20 protein-coding genes are annotated in these 19,719 nt (G+C 43.9%); 16 read left to right on the top strand and 4 right to left on the bottom strand.

Translation table 11 applies throughout. The annotated features are described in order from the left end of the window. Window positions 1–206: 206 nt before the first annotated feature. On the top strand, window positions 207–311 hold the full coding sequence (locus tag KAI37_RS12320) for a DUF6254 family protein (protein WP_023988604.1): 105 nt from the start codon (window positions 207–209) through the stop codon (window positions 309–311). Window positions 312–619: 308 nt separating this feature from the next. Here the strand turns inward: KAI37_RS12320 and dapA are convergent, their stop codons facing one another. After that, window positions 620–1,501: a 4-hydroxy-tetrahydrodipicolinate synthase gene (gene dapA, locus KAI37_RS12325; protein ID WP_220031471.1), complete on the bottom strand. Its 882-nt coding sequence runs from the start codon at window positions 1,499–1,501 to the stop codon at window positions 620–622. Between the two features lie 102 nt (window positions 1,502–1,603). Between dapA and KAI37_RS12330 the strand changes: the two genes are divergently transcribed. The 3 genes from KAI37_RS12330 (at window position 1,604) to KAI37_RS12340 (ending at window position 5,390) form a co-directional block, all read left to right on the top strand. Further along, window positions 1,604–2,485, top strand: coding sequence for a LysR family transcriptional regulator (locus KAI37_RS12330; RefSeq protein ID WP_372238721.1), 882 nt, complete (start codon window positions 1,604–1,606; stop codon window positions 2,483–2,485). 669 nt (window positions 2,486–3,154) lie between these two features. Beyond that, complete coding sequence (locus KAI37_RS12335; protein ID WP_220031376.1) at window positions 3,155–4,177, top strand: NADH:flavin oxidoreductase/NADH oxidase; 1,023 nt, start codon at window positions 3,155–3,157, stop codon at window positions 4,175–4,177. Between the two features lie 109 nt (window positions 4,178–4,286). Next, window positions 4,287–5,390 carry an NADH:flavin oxidoreductase gene (locus KAI37_RS12340; RefSeq protein ID WP_258383072.1) on the top strand — a complete coding sequence of 368 codons (1,104 nt, stop codon included), beginning with the start codon at window positions 4,287–4,289 and terminating at the stop codon, window positions 5,388–5,390. Window positions 5,391–5,712: 322 nt separating this feature from the next. Here KAI37_RS12340 and KAI37_RS12345 read toward each other — a convergent pair whose 3' ends face one another. Then, window positions 5,713–6,825, bottom strand: coding sequence for a GerAB/ArcD/ProY family transporter (locus KAI37_RS12345; protein ID WP_220031378.1), 1,113 nt, complete (start codon window positions 6,823–6,825; stop codon window positions 5,713–5,715). A gap of 178 nt (window positions 6,826–7,003) precedes the next feature. Here KAI37_RS12345 and KAI37_RS12350 point away from each other — a divergent pair, with 178 nt between their 5' ends. From KAI37_RS12350 to KAI37_RS12395, 10 genes are all read left to right on the top strand, one after another. Next, window positions 7,004–8,533: a spore germination protein gene (locus KAI37_RS12350; protein ID WP_220031379.1), complete on the top strand. Its 1,530-nt coding sequence runs from the start codon at window positions 7,004–7,006 to the stop codon at window positions 8,531–8,533. Beyond that, window positions 8,514–9,737, top strand: a complete 1,224-nt coding sequence (locus tag KAI37_RS12355) for a Ger(x)C family spore germination protein (protein WP_220031380.1) — start codon at window positions 8,514–8,516, stop codon at window positions 9,735–9,737. The genes KAI37_RS12350 and KAI37_RS12355 overlap by 20 nt, the downstream gene beginning before the upstream one ends. 5 nt (window positions 9,738–9,742) lie before the next feature. Continuing rightward, window positions 9,743–9,973, top strand: a complete 231-nt coding sequence (locus KAI37_RS12360) for a hypothetical protein (RefSeq protein ID WP_076294740.1) — start codon at window positions 9,743–9,745, stop codon at window positions 9,971–9,973. A gap of 102 nt (window positions 9,974–10,075) precedes the next feature. Next, a complete protein-coding gene (locus tag KAI37_RS12365) occupies window positions 10,076–10,222 on the top strand; it encodes a hypothetical protein (RefSeq protein ID WP_179085971.1) in 147 nt (48 codons plus the stop codon). 311 nt (window positions 10,223–10,533) lie between these two features. Further along, window positions 10,534–10,944 (top strand): MarR family winged helix-turn-helix transcriptional regulator, encoded by a 411-nt coding sequence (locus tag KAI37_RS12370; protein WP_076294741.1) that lies wholly within the window; start codon window positions 10,534–10,536, stop codon window positions 10,942–10,944. Window positions 10,945–11,018: 74 nt separating this feature from the next. After that, window positions 11,019–12,782, top strand: coding sequence for an ABC transporter ATP-binding protein (locus tag KAI37_RS12375; RefSeq protein ID WP_076294742.1), 1,764 nt, complete (start codon window positions 11,019–11,021; stop codon window positions 12,780–12,782). After that, window positions 12,775–14,625, top strand: coding sequence for an ABC transporter ATP-binding protein (locus tag KAI37_RS12380; protein WP_076294743.1), 1,851 nt, complete (start codon window positions 12,775–12,777; stop codon window positions 14,623–14,625). Before KAI37_RS12375 ends, KAI37_RS12380 begins: the two co-directional genes overlap by 8 nt. Before the next feature lie 120 nt (window positions 14,626–14,745). Continuing rightward, window positions 14,746–15,054: a hypothetical protein gene (locus tag KAI37_RS12385; RefSeq protein ID WP_025723019.1), complete on the top strand. Its 309-nt coding sequence runs from the start codon at window positions 14,746–14,748 to the stop codon at window positions 15,052–15,054. Between the two features lie 470 nt (window positions 15,055–15,524). Beyond that, window positions 15,525–15,620 carry a hypothetical protein gene (locus KAI37_RS12390; protein ID WP_481856618.1) on the top strand — a complete coding sequence of 32 codons (96 nt, stop codon included), beginning with the start codon at window positions 15,525–15,527 and terminating at the stop codon, window positions 15,618–15,620. 369 nt (window positions 15,621–15,989) lie between these two features. Beyond that, on the top strand, window positions 15,990–16,325 hold the full coding sequence (locus KAI37_RS12395) for an ester cyclase (RefSeq protein WP_220031381.1): 336 nt from the start codon (window positions 15,990–15,992) through the stop codon (window positions 16,323–16,325). A gap of 223 nt (window positions 16,326–16,548) precedes the next feature. On the opposite strand, the gene KAI37_RS12400 is transcribed toward KAI37_RS12395, so the two are convergent. Further along, window positions 16,549–17,940, bottom strand: coding sequence for an aminotransferase-like domain-containing protein (locus tag KAI37_RS12400; protein WP_220031382.1), 1,392 nt, complete (start codon window positions 17,938–17,940; stop codon window positions 16,549–16,551). Window positions 17,941–18,047: 107 nt separating this feature from the next. On the opposite strand from KAI37_RS12400, the gene azlC reads away from it, so the two are divergent. Continuing rightward, window positions 18,048–18,779: an azaleucine resistance protein AzlC gene (azlC, locus tag KAI37_RS12405; protein WP_220031383.1), complete on the top strand. Its 732-nt coding sequence runs from the start codon at window positions 18,048–18,050 to the stop codon at window positions 18,777–18,779. Further along, window positions 18,760–19,092 carry a branched-chain amino acid transporter permease gene (locus KAI37_RS12410; RefSeq protein WP_023988622.1) on the top strand — a complete coding sequence of 111 codons (333 nt, stop codon included), beginning with the start codon at window positions 18,760–18,762 and terminating at the stop codon, window positions 19,090–19,092. Before azlC ends, KAI37_RS12410 begins: the two co-directional genes overlap by 20 nt. 181 nt (window positions 19,093–19,273) lie before the next feature. Here KAI37_RS12410 and KAI37_RS12415 read toward each other — a convergent pair whose 3' ends face one another. Further along, a complete protein-coding gene (locus tag KAI37_RS12415) occupies window positions 19,274–19,627 on the bottom strand; it encodes a winged helix-turn-helix transcriptional regulator (protein WP_025723014.1) in 354 nt (117 codons plus the stop codon). Between the last annotated feature and the right edge of the window lie 92 nt (window positions 19,628–19,719).

Raw genomic sequence — 19,719 nt, forward strand, 5'->3', positions numbered from 1 at the left:
GAGTTAGCTCCGTTTGCTCAATTAATGCAATCTCCAGTAAACCCAGAATACATGAAGCCATGCTCCCAGCTATTCCTTTGAAACGGTTTGGAACCCCTGAATTATTACAAAAATCCAACGAATTTAGTTTTATGAATGAACAGAGCTGAGAAATGACAACTTAAGAAAGTAGTATACATCACAATTTCCAAAGGAGGATATCTGTTATGGCTCACCAGAAGAAAAGGAAAGAAGCAGCCTGGAAGTCACGAAAGCAAGAACAGCATCCCCATGGTAAAGTCAAATCGCTCAAGGAGCTGTCCAGCGAATAGGAGTGAGGAGTATACTGCTTGGAAGAGAAGGACTGTCGGTGAAATTCACCGGCAGCCTTCTTTTTGCAATAATTTCGTTTACATAAAGAATTCCCTTAATGCTGCAACTGGATTTACTAACAACCATCTAGCTATTGCTTGTAAGCTTTTCAGATTGCGACCTCATTAGGATGAAAACACCGATACAGCGTTCTATCTTAAATTCGTTTTTCTGAAGGTTGACTGTTCCGGATAAGAATTGAAGCATCTCCTGTCCAGGAGATGCTTCTTCTACGTTATGATTGGGTAGTCTGAGATAAGCTGATTTATCAGGATATGATTGAATTCAGGAGACCCTGCTTCACCTGACCCGACAGTGGCATAAGTGGCAGACGCAATTGCTCGGTGGCAATAATTTCTTGCTGGGTAAGCCACCACTTGATCGCGGCCGGGGCTGGCTCTGCAAATACATGCTGGATCACCGGTTCCAGTAGCATGAAACTGTCTCGCGACCCGTTCATGTCGCCAGCCACAAAACGTTGGTATATATCCACATACTTCTGGATATTGAGATGAGCGGATGCAAGCATACCGCCGGCAGCTCCCTGGCATAGCATGGCATGGAAATAGGCATCCTCTCCGCAGAGGACAGGCTTAGTCTCGTACTGGGTCAATTTTAAAAGCAGATCAAGACCGCCCGTGCTGTCCTTGAGCCCAATTACGCCATCCAGGTCCAGCACTTTACGTATTGTATCTATTGTCATGCGACTGCCCGTGCGAACAGGAATCTCATATACAAGCACAGGCAGGCCTACACGAGATACAACACGGAAATGCTCCAAGATTCCTTCCTGCGTCGGCCGGTTGTAATACGGAGTGACCACCATGGCTGCATCCGCTCCTAATTCAGCCGCCATTTCCGTCCGATGCACCGTTGAATAAGTATCGTTCGTTCCCGTGCCAATGACGATCGGAACGGTTTTGTTCATGCTCTTCAGAACATCCTGCGTTACCTGTACCATTTGCTTTACTTCATCCCAGGATACGGTTGGCGACTCTCCTGTCGTACCGTTAACGACCAGACCCTGGATGTCATGGCCTGCAAGATAGGTAACATACTTCCGGTACGAATCGATGTCCAACTTATAGTCACGCGTAAAAGGTGTAATCAGCGGTATGAAAATCCCATGAATATGTTGTTCGTTCATCATCATCAGTTATCCCTTCCCGTTGAATTAAATCTAATGTAACATAGGAGACAGCATCAGAGTTATCTATAATAAACGATGATTCTAATCAAAATTTTCGATGGGGTGGCCAGATTGGATTTCATTTATCTTCAGACATTTCGGGAAGTTGCCATTCGTGAAAGCTTTACAAGAGCAGCTGAAGTGCTCGGTTACGCACAATCCAGCGTCACGACCCAGATACAAAAGCTGGAGAAAACGTATCAAGTCAAATTGTTCGAGCGCTACAGCAACAACAAGATTCGTCTTACCTCCGCCGGGGAAGAGCTATTCAAGCTTGCCGGACAAATGCTGGAGCTTTTTGAGCAATCGAAAGAAAAATTGGCAAAGCAGGGTGGGGGCTCCATGACGATCGGTACTATGGATTCCATCGCTTCGTATTTTCTACCGCCGTATATGCAGGCGACTCGCAAAGAATACCCCGATCTGAACATACGATTGCATACGGATCGCGAAGAGATGATTTTGCACCAGGTCAGGGAAGGGGAGGCCGATGTCGGGCTGATCCTCGCGGACGATTCAAGCAATCCGGCCTTGCAGTGGATTACGATTCGAGAAGAACCGCTTGTACTGATTGTCCATCCGAACCATCCGCTTATCGCTAAAGAGAGAATCGGCCTGGATGATCTGGTAGATGCGGAGTGGATTATGCCCGAGCATACGTGCAACTATAGACAACTGCTGGAGAGAGTGCTTCGAGCAAATGGAATCACCTATCGCGTGAGTCTGGAGCTGGGTAATCCGGAAGCGATCAAACGGAGCATCAAAACTGGAGAGGGTATATCCATTCTACCTCTAATGGCTGCGCTGGAGGAGATTGAACGGGAAGAGCTGAAGGTGTTGCCCTTTGAGCATGCTGAGCTCAAGCTGGAAATTCAGCTTGTTCTTCATCCCAAGAAGTGGGTGTCCAATGCATTAAGCTTTTTTATGGAGAGCATGAGAATGTAGATTTTCCTCCACATCAAAATTAATATACAGTACAAGCGCTTCCAAGTGGATACCAGAAGCGCTCACAGTTTAACGTGCCGAAGAGGATGAGAACTTAGAATGAAAAGAGAAAGCAAAGTTTATTCAAATCATCCACGTATTTTTTTGAAAAATAAGCAATTCATATTTGCATTCAAAACTTGACAGCAAGTAATTTTTTCACTAAATTAAATGCATGCGCATGTTTTTTTGATTTGGTAATGTGCTAAACCATTCGGTTACTTAATGTTTAATTGAACAAGATGTCAATGCAGAAGTTCAGTCATTGGTGAATTTCACCATAGACCATTTGGGCCGTGCAGATACATTAATTAATTGTGCAGGCTGCTGCGGAGAATATCAACTATGGCAGCATCCCTCGTGAGGATGTAGCCCGTGCCATTGTGGCAACTTTAGATGAGAAGAACCCATACAAGCGAGCTTTTGATCTGATTACTGGTGACGATTCAGTTGTCGATGCATTGCAAAAAATCTGAAGATGAGGACCAACGAGTAAATGGCGTAACTTACTTTGAAGTTTTGAAATCATGCCCAAAGTTGACAAATGAAACAAACATGTTAGTATATATGCGTGTGCATGCATTTGATTGATGTATTTCATAATATACCTCAGAGAGGAGTCTTTCTCACATGAAAGATTTATTTAGTCCCTATACAATTAAAGGTTTGGAATTGAAAAATCGCGTAGTTATGCCTCCAATGTGCCAATATTCGGTTGACAAAAAGGATGGGGTCGCCACAGATTGGCATTATATACACTACGTTAGCCGAGCGGTAGGCGGAGCTGGTTTTATCATGATTGAAATGACAGATGTAGAGCCGGATGGTCGTATCTCCGATTTTGATCTTGGTTTATGGTCAGATGAGCAGATTCCTGCTCTCAAACGGATTGTAGATGCTTGTCACAGCTACGGTGCCAAAGTGGGAATCCAGATCGCGCATGCCGGACGCAAGGCGGAAGACGCTGAAGTTCCTGTAGCGCCATCTGCCATTGCATTTGATGAAAATTCAAAACAACCTCGCGCGCTTACAACAGAAGAGGTTAAAGGACTAGTTGAGAAATTTCGTGCTGCTGTAGTTCGCGCTGTCAAGGCTGGATTCGACACCATTGAAATTCATGGTGCACATGGCTATTTGATTCATCAATTTCATTCGCCGCTTACGAACAAACGGGAAGATAGATACGGTAAAGACCTTACCCTTTTTGGTCGGGAGATCATTCAGGCAGCGAAGGGTGAAATGCTGGAAGATATGCCGCTCTTGATGCGTATTTCTGCCAAAGAATACGTAGAAGGTGGATATGGTATTAAGGAAAGCATTGCTTTTGCCAAGGAATATCAAAAGGCAGGAGTAGATATGTTTGATATTTCATCTGGCGGTGAGGGACCTATAGCTGCATGGGGTAGACCAGGAACTCACGCAGCGTATCAAGTCCCCTTGGCAAAAGAAATCAAAGAAGCTCTGGATATTCCGGTGATGGCCGTTGGAAGACTAGAAGATCCAATTTTGGCGAATGCAGTTATCGGAAATGAAGAGGCTGATCTGGTTGCTGTGGGTAGAGGGATGTTGAGAAATCCTTATTGGTCACTGGAAGCCGCTTCAAAATTGAAAAAAGAAACTGCAATCCCTACACAGTATACTACAGGGTTCTAAGACCGACTGTATGCATTACGGGTTGATCCTGCTTGAGTCAGCAAATTCGGGACGGAAGATTGGACGATTTAATTTTGTAGAACTAAAAACATCAGGAGGTTCTTGGATAGTGCCTAACACAAGCGTATTGTTCGAAACTACAAAAATAGGAAATTTAGTGCTGAAAAATCGATTAGGTGTTGCACCTATGACACGCACGAGTGCTTCTCCAGAAGGCTTTGCAACGGATCAAATGGCACAATACTATGCTTCATTTGCACATGGCGGGTTTGGTTTGATTATTGTTGAGGGAACCTATACAGATGAACTGTTTAGTCAGTGTTATTTCAACCAGCCCGGGATGGCCACTGACGAACAGGCTAAATCGTGGGAAAAGGTGGTGGAAGCTGTTCATAGGGCTGGCGGAGCAATTATTGTTCAGTTAGAACACGCGGGTGCTTTATCTCAAGGTAACCGATTCGAATCAAATAAATTGGCTCCATCAGCAGTGCAACCACAAGGAGAGCAACTTGCGTTTTATGGCGGTGAAGGAGCTTTTCCGATGCCTGTGGAAGCAACGAAGAAAGATATTGAAAACGTAATTCAGGGATTTGTGAATGCTGCTGTTCGTGCCAAATCAGCTGGATTTGACGGCGTAGAAATTCACGGTGCAAATGGTTATTTACTGGATGAGTTTCTTACGGACTATACAAACCAGCGAACAGATGAATACGGAGGTTCGCTCAGCAATCGTGTTCGTTTGTTGGTTGAGGTATCAAGTGCAGTTCGGCAAACCTTAGGAGAAAACTTTATAGTTGGGATTCGAATCTCCCAAGGGAAAGTAAATGATTATGAGCATAAGTGGGCTGGTAAAGAAGAAGAGGCAAAAGTGATTTTCCAACAGTTAGGACAGTCGGGGCTTGATTATATCCATGTCACGGAATATGAGGCTTGGCAACCAGCCTTTCCAGACAGTAGTAGACAATCTCTTGCTGAACTTGCCAAGAAGTATGGAAACATTACAGTGATGGCTAATGGACACCTGGAAGACCCATCTAAAGCAAGTCAGATGGTCGAAAATTGTACAGCCGATATTATTACTTTGGGCAAAGGAGCTCTTGCTAATCATAATTGGCCTGTCAAAGTTAAAAATGATGAACCGCTAGCTATATTTGACCAGGAAAAGATTTTAAGACCGAATGCAACGATAAAGGACTTTGAATTGGTCGATTAAGAAAAAAAGACGTTCTTTAGACCTTCTGTAAAGTACTCTATCAAGGTACTCTACAAAAGGTCTAATTGAATGAACTCTGCGATCACGGAGAGCATGGAAGAAGGTCTGCAATTGTGGAGGGAGAAGTGTGTAAGATTGCCGAATATGCTTTGAATCTGTGGGCGAAATCCATGACCAGACGGTTCATCAAAGTACGGCATGTAGAGCCTGACCTGGCAAGTAATAATAAACATGTTCAGAGGAAGATACATAAGTAGAGATTCAATTTAAGATCTTACTAAATTAGCCATATCCCTATGAAATTCCATCTTTGCCCCGAAAGTTACGTTAGCTGGTTGTTGTGACTGATACGTTTCCTGATATGATAAACAACGAGCAGGATTAACGGGAAAGCGATGGCATGGGTGAGATCCCAATCTACCCAGTAGGCTGGGATCTCCTTGACGTAGAAAATAATATTTTTTGCAATCAGATGCGACAGTCCGTAAATCAGAAATGCAACTGGAAAGATCAATGGCCGATAGGATTTTAGCTTTAGTAGCTGAGCTGTCCCCAAAACAAATGCGTAAAAGAAAAGCGCTGTTTTGAAATAGGTGCTAATGATCCACGTGGTGGCCATTAAAGCCTCAATCCGCTGCAAAAAATTAGCAATGTTGATTCTCTGGGCAAGAATATAGGCAGCGTAAAATTCGTGTTCTGAGAAATATACCCCGAGTACTGTTAGGGAGAGAAACAAAATGAGATTGAGTCCAACAGCCCCGATCAACAAAGAAATGAATATATTGCGGCTCGTATTGCTTTGTTTTTGGACATAGGGATACACCATGAAGAACACGCACATTTCTCCAAAGGGATAAAATACACCGAACATAATGGTGTGCAGCATGTCAGGAAATGATGTATTCAAAATAGGATGGATACGCTCTATCTGGACATCGGGGAACAGGAGAACGATTAGGCAGATCAGAAAAAACGCAAAAAAAGGAAAAAAAATCTGGGCTGCTCTGCCCAGCGTTTCAAGACCCAGCCGCAAGCCATACACCAACAGAAAAATCGCCATGAAGCGAATGACCCCGCCGGGTGTCCCTTCGTAAATCTGTGTGCACATGAAATCTTCGATTTCTCTGATATAGGTGGAGGCTGCAATCAGGAAAAAGAATAAATAACTCAACGCTACAGCTCCACCCACCCATTTTCCTAATACTTGTAATGAAAGCTCAATAATCGTTTTAGTTGGATCAATATTTGATGTAGATATCATCAGCTTTACGCATGCAAGTCCTAGCGGAATACTAATCAAGGCGGCAATCCACGCATCCTCGTGGGCTCCGGTTGCCATTGCTGCAGGATACACAAGTGCCATTTCACCGATTAGCGAGAAAAGTCCAAGTAACATCATTTGAGCCGTACTGATCCGGTCTTTTTCAAGATTCATGAGATTCCTCCAAATCTGCTGCAAACTGCCCCTCAAGTTTTCTTTTGTCATTCCCTTTAGTATGTGATTTTATAACATAATTATTAATTGATAGTAGAAAAGGAATGTTAAGGGGATAATTATCAAGTTCTTCTGTCATACTATTTGTAGTTTGCTCACGGAATGCGGAGGTTGTGACATGAAGGATACCATTACTGGCACATTATCACACCGCTTGGAGGACAATTTGGTGCAGTTGGTTCAACTGCTCGGGACAAGCACCGATTTGATCACTAAAAAGCTGGAATTGGATGAGTCTACGCATATCGCTTTGCTTTATATTGACGGTCTTGTGGATACACAGGTTCTGCATAACTCCATATTATTTTCGCTTCAGGAACGTTGTACTCCTGAGCAGATGAGAGATCTTAATGCTAATCAGAAGATTGAGCTTTTGCGAAAACGTATGCTGATTGCGGGGGATCTATCTGTCACGCATGACCTTGAGCAATTTGTTCATGAGCTGCTATCCGGTAATATCATGGTGCTGGTTGACGGAACATCCAGCGCCCTGCGGATCGGACTGCCTGGATGGGAGGATCGCAATGTAGGCGAACCCAGCTCACAATCCGTTGTACGTGGGCCGATGGAAGGGTTCACGGAAAATTTGCGGACGAATACGGCATTGCTTCGAAGGAAGATTAAAGACAGTCAATTGTGGCTGGAAACTTTCCAGATCGGTAAGGTGACTCAAACTAGCGTATCCATTATGTATCTCACCAATATCGCAAACCCTGACCTGGTGCAGGAGGTGAAGCGCAGATTGGCCAAAATAGATACGGACAGTATCCTGGAGAGCGGATATATCGAGGAGTTTATTCAAGATACGACTGCTACGCCGTTCCCCACGATTTATAACAGCGACCGGCCGGATACGATCGCAGCGGGAATCTTGGAGGGCAAAGTGGCCATTCTTGTGGATGGAACACCATTTGTGCTGCTGGTGCCTACCTTTTTTGTCGCCTTTTTTCAATCCGCCGAAGATTATTATCAGCGGGCCGATATTGGCACCTTGCTGCGGTTTATCCGTTTTCTTTCCTTTTTCATTACATTGCTTGCCCCTTCTTTTTATGTGGCAGTTACAACTTATCATCAGGAGATGATCCCTACCAATCTGGTTATCAGCCTTGCCGCACAGAGGGAAAACGTTCCTTTTCCCGCATTTGTGGAGGCGATACTCATGGAATTAACGTATGAGATTCTGCGGGAAGCGGGAGTGAGGATTCCGAAAAATATAGGGCAGGCGATATCCATTGTTGGAACACTTGTCATAGGTCAGGCGGCGGTTGCAGCGGGTTTTATCTCTTCAGCGATGGTTATCATTGTGTCCATTACGGCTATAGCCAGTTTTGTCATACCAGAGACGGGCATGTCGATCGCTGCAAGAATCATTCGCTTTGTTCTTATCGGACTTGCTGGCTTTATTGGACTATACGGAATACTATTCGGCGTCTTTTTGATCGTGCTGCATTTGGCGAGTCTGCGTTCTTTCGGTATGCCTTATATGAGTCCGATCGGACCATACCGTTCAAATGATCTGAAGGATTCCATCTTCCGCTTTCCCTGGTCGCTTTTAAAGACAAGGCCAGCAGATAGTATGATTCAAAACCTTGATCGCCAAAGCACAGACAAGCGAAAGGAGTCGGCAGATGAGCCCAAAAAACCGTAAAACTGTTTTCCGACTGCTGCTTGTCCTTTTGGTTCCCATGCTGCTCAGCGGGTGCTGGGAAAGACAGGAGTTAAATGAAATGGCCTTTGTGCTGGGAATGGGGCTAGACAAGGCTGAATCTGGCTATAAGGTTACACTGCAGGTAGTTATTCCTTCAGCAATTGCCTCGCAGGCGGCAGGAGGGACGGGAGGAGCAGGGGTGCCGGTGATTGTATCTAGCTTCACGGTACCCACGATTTATGAAGCTCAGCGCAAGTACAATCTCGTGAGTGCAAGAGCCAGCTATTACGGGCATATCCGTATACTGGTGATCGGAGAGGAGCTTGCTCGGGCCGGAATTCGCGAGACACTTGATATGCTAAAGCGGAGCCGCGAGCCACGTAATGATTTCTACGCCATGGTTGCCAAAGACACTACGGCCGAAGATGTCTTGAAGGTCCTTACCCCGCTAGAGAAATTGCCAGCAAGTAAATTATTTAATTCCCTGGACAAATCCTATAAGGCGTCGGCCAAAACAGTCGCTGTTCCTTTGAACCAATTCATTGAAGATTTACTGTACGAAGGGAAGAATCCGGTGTTGACCGGAGTAAAAATGTCTGGCAGTGTCAGCGAGGGCTCTAAGAAGAGCAATGTGGAAGATACCTCGCCCACAGCCAGATTACGCTACAGTAATGTAGCCGTATTTCGAAAGGATAAGATGATCGGGTGGTTAAACGATAACGAGACGATTGGCTACAATTATATCACCAATAACGTTGTCAAAACCTCGGGTCCTGTAAAAGGAGACGATGGACGGCCCATCGTCATTGAAGCACTTCATACAGACACCAAACGTAAAGTCAAGATTATTGACGGTGAACCACATATTTACATCCATGTAAAGGCCTTGTGTAATGTTGAAGAGGTAATGAGCAAAGATAATCTGGAAGCAGAGCGCGTGATTACAGGGCTGGAAAGGAAATCGGAAGAACGAATTATCTTGCGGATGAAAACTGCAGTTAAGCAAATTAATGAGCGCTATAATGTGGATATTATGGGCTTTGGACAGTTGATCTACCGTGCCAACCCCCAAGCTTGGGCTAGGCTAAAACAGAAAAAAGGGGACAATTACCTGAAATCGCTACCTATCCATTACAAAGCCAGCGTGTCGATTAACCGAATTGGCATTACAGACAAATCTTTTATTGAAGATATCAAGGAGTGAGCGCAATGGTGTTACTGCTTTTTCTGGCAACAGCAGCGGTTTGTGCGGTCATCGATGTGCCTTTGCTGACACGAGGAAGCAGGCGCCGTGACCTTCTGGTCTGGGGCTTGTTTTGGATCACTGGCATTGGTGTAGTGGTCTGCTCCTTGTACAAAATCAATGTGCCGAGCCCATTGCTTCTGATCATGATGATCTATAAACCGGTTAACAATCTGTTTACATCCTGGTTTTATTAGTTGTAAGGAAATTCACCTTTTGTACCTCGGAAAGCGCTCCGTTCCTAATAGTTTGATCTTGTTGATATCATGGGTCACAGTTGAGTGGCGGGAGATGGTTGCTTGAACAGCGAAATGCTGCTATCAGAAATGCTTTTAAAAATAGTAGTAGTATCTTTGATTTTAATGGTAGAAGTAAATGTTGGTAATAGCAGCAGCAGTCTAAGACTTTATTTTTCAAGTCCTAGTGAGCTGCTGCTTTACTTTTAGAAGCAGTTTCTTACATATCCCCGATAAGCGAGAAAAGCCCAAGTAATATTATTTGAGCCGTACTGATGCGGTCTTTTTCAAGATTCATGAAATTTCTCCATATCTGCTGAAAACTGCTCCTCAAGTTTTCTTTTGTCATTTACATTGGACTTTTGTGTAGATAAATTGGTAAAAATACAAGCTGGTTAGGGAGGATTGTTTGTATTCCATATTTTCTCTAATTGACTTTGTAACCCGACATTATTATTATCTTATACTATAAGATTAATTATCTCATACTATAAGGTATTATCGAGAAGGTGTTGTGACCATTGGATTATAAAGCATTAGCGACAGAACTATTCGAGTATATCGTCAAATCGCGGAAACCGGCATTAGAGGAACGAGGGCACTTTTCACGTGGCGAAATGGGGATTCTCATTTGTCTGAATTTCAATAAGGACGGGGTTACCTCTGGCCACTTGAGCGAATACTTGTCCGTCAGTACGGGACGGGTAGCAACGGCACTGAAGAACCTGGAGAAGAAAGGACTAGTTGTGCGGCGTACTGATGTCAACGACAAACGTAAGGTAATTGTATTCATTACGGATTCAGGTAAGCAATTTATGATTGATAGGCATAATGAAGGAATCGCATGGACCGAGAATGTTCTTCGAAAGTTAGACGAAGAAGATGCCAAAGAACTGATCCGACTCATTAAGCTTATTGTCTCTAGAAGCTGAATTTCTATGCAGATGCAGGATGCACCATACTTCACCAAACATCAAAGACTATCAGATAAAAGGAGAGCAACAGAATGCTAAAGATATTCAAATATCTCAAGAAAAATGAATGGATGCTTGTGCTTTGCAGCCTAGCCTTCATCGTTGTGCAGGTATGGCTTGATCTGAAGCTACCTGATTATATGGCGGAAATTACGACCAAGTTGCAAACGGAAGGAACGCCTGTGTCCGAACTGCTGATTCCCGGCAGTTACATGTTGTTTTGTGCCGTCGGCAGTATGATTGCATCTATTATTGTGGGCTATTTCGCGGCAAAGGTGGCTGCAGGGCTGGCTATGCGTCTGCGTGCGATGGTCTTTGACAAGACCTTATCCTTTTCGATGGAAGAGATGAACAACTTTTCGACGGCAAGCCTCATTACCCGCTCCACGAACGATGTTACGCAGATTCAAACAGTGGTTGCGCTGGGGCTTCAGGTGATCATCAAGGCACCGATTCTGGCCGTGTGGGCCATTGTGAAGATTGCGGATAAAAACTGGCAGTGGACCGCCTCCACAGGAGCGGCCGTGGCTGCTCTGATCCTGATGCTAAGTGTCATTGTTGTTTTCGCTCTTCCAAGTTTCCAGAGAATCCAGCGTCTCACCGATAATCTGAACAGGGTAACACGTGAGCATCTGATCGGACTTCGGGTAGTACGCGCTTATAATGCAGATCAGTATCAGCAGGAGAAGTTCGAGCAGGCTAACGTCGAGTTGACGAATACAAACCTGTTTGCGAACCGTTTAATGACGATGATTGGCCCAGGTATGACCTTTATTATGTCAGGTCTGAGTGTCTCTATCTATTGGATCGGCGCTTACCTGATTAACGGGGCGGCCCTACCAGACCGCATCACGCTGTTCTCCAATATGGTCGTATTCTCCTCTTATGCAATGCAGGTGGTTATGGCTTTTATGATGGTAAGTATGATATTCATCCTGATGCCTCGTGCCTCGATCTCTGCCAAACGGATCATGGAGGTTTTGAATACCGAATCCAGCATCGTTAACGGGCATGAGACGACTGGAGAAGAGAGCGTTATGGGGCAAGTGGAATTCCGTAATGTCAGCTTCAAATATCCGGACGCGGAGGAGGCCGTGCTTCGCAACATCAGCTTCACGGCGAAACGAGGCGAGACGGTTGCCTTTATTGGCGCTACAGGCAGCGGCAAAACCAGCGTGATCAATCTGATTCCCCGTTTCTACGATGTGACCGAGGGAGAGGTACTCGTGGACGGTGTGAATGTCAGGAACTATAATCAGCAGGCACTCCATAACAAAATCGGGTATGTTCCTCAGAGAGCTGTACTGTTCAACGGTACGGTGGTATCCAACGTTTCGTACGGTGATAACGGAAGGGCAGGAGCTTCGGAGAAACTTGTCAAAGAAGCCGTTGGTATTGCTCAAGGAACGGAGTTTGTCGAAAAAATGGATGGTCAATATCAGGGTAGAATTTCGCAAGGTGGAGCGAACGTATCCGGTGGTCAAAAGCAGCGGCTGTCCATTGCGCGTGCCATCTACCGTCAGCCGGAAATTTATATTTTCGATGATTCCTTCTCGGCACTAGACTACAGAACAGACCGGATTCTGCGCTCCGCTCTCAAAAAAGAAACCGGCCACGCTACGACACTTATCGTTGGTCAGCGCATAGGTACGATCAAAGACGCTGATCGGATTATCGTGCTGGACCAGGGAGAGATTGTAGGGAGCGGCACGCATGAAGAGCTGATGACGAACTGCAGCACCTATCAGGAGATCGCATATTCGCAGCTTTCGAAGGAGGAACTCATACATGGATAAGAATGAACACACCGTCGATAGCCAGCAAATGAAAATGAATCAGGGAGGTCCCATGGGTAAAGGCACTGCGGGGGGCAAGGGTGCTGGTGAAAAAGCAAATAATTTTAAAAAGACCATCAGACAGCTTGTATCCTACAGCAAGGCCTATGTGCCTATGATTGTACTAGCTATGGTACTGGCCCTGGTCGGCTCCACCCTCAACGTGATTGGCCCGGATAAGCTCAGTGATATTGCCAACCTGATTCAGGAAGGAATCGTAACCGGGATTGATGTAAGTGCTGTTCAGAAGATTGTTCTTGTATTGGCGCTTTTATATGGATTTGGTCTTATCTTCAACTATTTCCAGGGCTTCATTACAGCAACCGTCTCACAGCGTCTTACAAAGAAGATGCGGACAGAGCTGTCTCGAAAAATCGATCATATGCCTTTGAAGTATTTTGACTCTACGAGTTACGGTAATGTGCTTAGCCGCGTAAGCAACGATGTCGATACCATCGGACAAACGTTAAACAACAGTCTCGGCACGCTTGTCAGTGCGCTGGCTACCTTCGTGGGCGCCTTGATTATGATGCTTTATACGAACTGGATCATGACCGTTACCGGAATTGTAGCTACGCTGATCGGCTTTTGTCTGATGAGCGTGATTATGAAGCATTCACAGAAATACTTTGTAGCACAGCAAGCGGAGCTTGGCCAGATCAACGGTCATATTGAAGAAACCTATGCTGGTCATAACGTAGTCAAGGTATATAACGGGGAACAAGCAGCCAAGGAAGTGTTTCATGGCATTAACAGCCGCCTATATACAAATGCATGGAAGTCCCAGTTCATGTCTGGTCTGATGATGCCAGTCATGATGTTCATTGGGAATTTTGGTTATGTCGCGGTCTGTGTTGTGGGAGCTTTGCTGGTCAACCAACAGACTATAAGCATTGGAACTATTGTCGCCTTCATGGTGTATATTCGACTGTTTACACAGCCCTTGTCGCAGCTGGCACAGGCCGCAACCAATCTGCAATCCGCCGCCGCCGCCAGTGAACGTGTATTTGAATTTCTGGGTGAAGAAGAATTGGCAGATGAGCGTCACAAGACCACAAAGCTGGACACCGCCAAAGGGGAAGTCGAATTCAAACATGTCCGTTTTGGCTATAATACAGACCGTATGATTATCAAGGACTTCTCCATGAAAGCTGAAGCTGGTCAGAAAATTGCCATTGTCGGTCCGACAGGCGCCGGTAAGACCACGCTCGTGAATTTGCTCATGAGGTTTTATGAGCTGAACGATGGAGAAATCTACATTGACGGAACCCCGATTAGCCAATTGACGCGTGAGAATATTCATGAATTATTCTGTATGGTGCTTCAGGATACGTGGCTGTTCGAAGGAACGATTCGTGACAATATCGTCTTTTCCAAAGATCATGTTACCGATGAGCAGGTGGAAACTGCATGTAAAGCGGTGGGGCTGCACAGCTTCATTAAAACACTGCCGCAGGGCTATGATACAGTGCTGGACGACAAAGCCAATCTCTCTGCCGGTCAAAAGCAATTGATTACCATTGCAAGAGCGATGATTGAAGATTCACCCATGCTCATTCTGGATGAGGCCACAAGCTCGGTTGATACGCGTACGGAATTGCTGATTCAACAAGCGATGGACCAGCTGACTGTGGGGAAAACCTCCTTTGTGATTGCTCACCGACTTTCGACGATCAAGAATGCGGATCTGATTCTGGTCATGAAGGATGGTGACATTATCGAAATGGGTAACCATGAGGAATTGCTGGCTAAAGGCGGCTTCTATGCCGATCTATACAACAGTCAGTTTGAACATGCATCCTAAAAGTAACTGCTTGAAAGCATAATAAATATCCATATAGTTCCATAAGCATTGACATCAGCATGTGGACATTATAAGTTATGAAAGCCAGAATTTCTTAATCATAATTGTGGAGGCAGATCAATGAACCAGCGTTTTCGAATCACCCGTTCCATGCAGGAAAGTCCTGTGGAGCAATCTATTTCCCTGGAGGAGTGCAAAGATTACTTTGCATCCCAGCCAGACTTTTCGTATTCACGAGTGCTTATCATACAAGGTGCTGAGAGCACCATGTCGATCGAGGGAGATTTTTTCATGTGGAAGTATGCTGACGTAGAAATACCTTTTCGCCATTACATGGGGGATGTGTATGTGGCTATTTCCGATGAGGCTGTCGTGCCTAAGATGATTGAAATTGCAACGGATTTGCAAGCAGATGTGGTGGATGGGTGAAGAACTAGTCACTATTTTTATTCTGCTGAAGGTATTGACTTCGTAGTGTATCTTTACAGCAATGGACAGTGCTGATTTCTGAATGCTGACATCGAGTTACATAGATGTCAGCATTTTTGTTAACCACCAACTGCAGTGGACATAGTAAAGCTACAAAATGATAGACTTCACCCGCTGATCGCCTCTTATTGGCAGATATGAAGAAAACGGTGGACCTGATGGAAGAACAATCCATTACCACAAAATACATAATCATTGGCTCGATGCTAAGAGACTTAACAGCTGGATCAACGAAAGGGGAAACGTATGCTATGTTAGAGATATTTCGTTGTTTCTCATTACGGCTGTCGGGGTGTGAACTGGGTTATATTTAAAATTTTTACCAAAGTGACTTTGGAAGCAAAATTTGGTTCGAATGGAGTTATGATGGTAAAGAATATGAAGCTATTGGAAATGGCTTCGATACCACGATATTCCCTGATGAATATAGCAAGTATGGTGAGTTTACAGGTAGTTTTGTTGGCTTGACCTGTGCCGATCGTGTTAAACCATCAACAATATGCTGATTTTGATTTTTTCGAATATATTGTTGATGAAATGAATGAATAAGCATTATTAGTTACCAAATGGTTACTATAGAACATTAAGGTGCCTACTTCACAAAAAACACGAGCGAACTTATTATGAATTTGAAAACCTAAGTTAAATTAATATCGTAACTTTGAAGTCTTTAGTTATCAATTATGATATTGATGTGTGAGGGAGATTTACTGATCAAGCAGGAACCTTTTACTTCAATGCTGATGGGCTCGAAACGAAAAGGATAAAAAATTTTGAAAGGGATTTGAGAATGACAATTGAAACTAATAAACAACAGATGCACCGGTTTACAGAGTTCATAAATACGGCTAGCGTAAAGCTAGCAGAAGAACTTATTGCCCCCAGATGCGATTTTCTATGTCCCAGCACGGGAAGATGCGATGAAGGGACCGGATGGATATCTTGCAATTATCCAAATGATGCGAACTGGTTTCCCTGATATCCAATGGACACTGAAGGAGATGGTTGCTGAAGGCGATAAGGTGGCTGCGCGATTCATTATGCGAGGTACGCACCAAGGCAGTTTCTTCGGTTTTCCTCCAACAGGGAAAACCATCGAGGTTCAAGCGATGAATTTTTATCGATTCTCTGGTGGACAAATTGTAGAAGAATATGGTCAACCCGATATGCTTGGATTACTTCAACAAATTGGCGCTGTTCCAAGTTCGTAGAGGTTCATTTCAATACGACATCTGATGGTGTTCTTTGTTCGATGGATATGTAGCTAAGTAGGACAAATGTTCGTCTAAAATGGAAGCTACATAGGAAGCTTTCCATTTTAGACGAATAAAAGATATACACTGTTTGTGCTGTGAACATTCGTACTTTGTTATGAAATATAAATAAAATAATGCCTGAGCCTTTGAATGTAGCTATACGCATCAAGACATCAATTCATTCGAGGCTCTCTCTTAAAATCTCTAATCCTCTTCTTAATTCCTCTAAAGAACTAGTGGATGAAAGCGCTACTCTTAGATAATTTTCTTCTGCATTCCCACCGCTCAGAAATCGATTGGAATGAAATACACGAACCCCTTTTTCCAGAAAAAAACCTTCAGAATAAGCTTCGTGCATAACTTTTGGTAAAGGTAGCCATCGATAAAAACTCAGTGGATGTCCCCCGTGGAGAGTATTTGGGAAGAATTCAGCAAATAACTGATTGGCTGTCTCGGCCAATTGTTTTTTCTTCGTAACAATCATATTTGCTTTTCCTGACAGAATCAGCTCAGTTACGATCTCTGCGTCCAAAGAGGATGTTTTGACGTTGACGTTGTATATGGCCTTCATCATTGTGTCTTTGAATGCTTCGTTAAATACGATATAGGCCACTCGAAGACCTGAGCAGATGGATTTGGCGGTGCTACAAATATAAACCGTTTGTTCAGGGAGCAGTTGATACATCGGCTGACCATAATGATCTATAATGTCCGCTGACAAAAAGGCATGAATGTCGTCCTCAATCAGGATCAAATGATGTTTTTGAATGACCTGAGCTAATTCTTTTTTTCGCTTTTCCGGAATTACAATGGTCGTGGGATTAGCGCAGGAAGGCATTAAAAACACACCATGTAAATTCGATTGAGAACATTGGTCTTCCAGAGCTTCAGGTAACATACCATACTCATCCCCTGAAATGGGAACTAGTTTGATACGAAACATTTTGGAGACTTCAATAAAATTGGCATACGTATACTGGTCAACCGCAATTCGGTCCCCGGGTTCAAACAGTGCTAAGAGTGTAATAGCTAATGCATTTTGGGCTCCTGAAACGATCGCCATATGTTCAGTATCGGCCTGGATGCCAAAAGCCTTCATCCAATTGAGAGCAGCCAGTTTATGATGCGGGATACCTGCAGGATCATTGTAATTCAATAGCTGTTCCAGATAACTTTTCTCTACCACGTGCTTTAAGGCCTCAGTAACCAGATCATTGGTTTGCTCAAATGAGGCAACAAAACCAAGGTCAATATGTACGTTTGAGGATGGATCTTTTGAAATGGTGACCGACCGAGCCGCGTTGGCTGAAACAAAGGTGCCGTTTCCGGTCACACCATGAATTAATCCTTTAAGCTCGCAAAGCTTGTATGCGCGTGTAATCGTTGTGAAGTTCACATCCAAAAAATCGGCCAGCTCCCGCTGAGGGGGAAGTTTTGTACCCGGAGCCAAAAAGCCATGTCTGATGTCATGTTCCAGCAATAGGGCGAGAGAGCGATAAAGCGGTCGTTGCAATCTATCCCTGTCAGGTTTCCACGACATCGGATAATGTTCAAACGAATTAAATGGCATAGCACACCTCACAATATTGTAATGCATACAATTGTATCATTGATTGTATGGATTTACATTGCTAAACTAACGAAGAAATGTAATCTTGTCAAGGAGATGTAGCAACGATGATACACAGAAGTAAGCTTCAATTGGCCTTCAAATCAGCTTTCCCTTCCACACTTCCCATACTGGCTGGATTCTTGTTTCTAGGGATTGCCTACGGCATTCTTATGAATATATCTGGCTTTGGTGCGGGGTATGCGATCCTTATGGCCCTATTTATTTTTGCCGGATCCATGGAATTTGTTGCAGTGCATTTACTGCTCGGTCCGTTCAATCCACTAGGTGCCTTGCTAATGACCTTAATGGTGAACGCCCGGCATTTATTTTATGGCATATCCATGCTTGAAAAATACAGAGGCACCGGATTGAAAAAGTTCTATTTAATTTTTGGACTATGTGATGAATCGTTTTCAATTAATTACACGGCAAACATTCCCAAAGAAGTGGACAAGGGATGGTATATGTTTTTCGTAACTCTGCTTAATCATAGCTACTGGGTATTTGGCGCTGCCATTGGTGGATTTTTCGGATCTCTGGTGCGTATTAATATGGAGGGGCTTGAGTTTGTGATGACGGCGCTCTTTGTTGTGATCTTTGTTGAACAATGGATGAAAGAGAGCACACATCATAGTGCATTGTTGGGTTTGGGAATTTCGATCCTTTGCCTGCTTATTTTTAATAGCGAAAATTTCATCGTTCCATCTATGATAGGTCTTCTTATCGTGCTCTCCTTCATGAGAAAATCACTAGATAGAAAGACAGGTGAGAAACACGATGTCCATGACTTTGTTTGAGAACATCACAACGATAGGGATGGTCGTCTTGGGAACGATAATGACCCGATTTATTCCATTTATTTTGTTCCCTTCGGGACGTCCCACACCTAAATATGTACAGTATCTCGGCAAAGTACTTCCCTCGGCAGCTTTAGGACTGCTGGTCATTTACAGTGTTAAGGATGTCACTTTTTTCTCTGGGTCTCATGGTGTGGCCGAATTGATTTCCATTGTCGTCATTATTATGCTGCATCTCTGGAGAAGAAACATGCTGATATCCATCGCTGGCGGTACACTGCTCTATATGTTCCTGGTCCAATTTATATTCTAAAAGTTGATCATCTCCGTTGTTGCAGGTTAGCTATTGAAACTTTACACAAAATAGTTGGAGTGACCATCAGTTGCACGAACAATACCCAAGAGGACTAATGCTAACCTTAGTCCTCCGTTGTTTTTAAAATATTCAAAGGCTTGTCATTCTCGTCCTCAAAACACTTAATCGGGCTCAGTTTTTAAGAATCCTTCATGTTACGAGGAATTTCCTCATTGAGCTTATGATATTCCAAACCCCACGTTTCCATAACATTAATGATGGGTCTTAAAGTATTCCCTAAATCACTCAAGCTGTATTCGACTTTAGGTGGTACTTCGGCATACACGGTTCGAATAACGATACCATCCTCTTCCATAGACCGCAAATTTTCTGTTAGTACTTTTTGACTGATTTCTGGAATACTTTTACGAAGTTCACCAAAACGTTTGGTTCCTTTCAAAAGATCTCTCATTATTAGCAACTTCCATTTGTTTCCTATAAGTCCAACCGTTGTCGCCACCGGACAAAGAGGCAACTCTTTTTTTGTAATCATTCGGTCTAATCCTCCAATAGTTACTTTTTGGTTCCTATCTAATAAAAAGGTGCCTACTTTCAAAACGATTATATTGCTTATATTATAAAGCG

The sequence above is a fragment of the Paenibacillus sp. S25 genome (genome assembly GCF_019454085.1).
GTDB lineage: Bacteria > Bacillota > Bacilli > Paenibacillales > Paenibacillaceae > Paenibacillus > Paenibacillus polymyxa_B.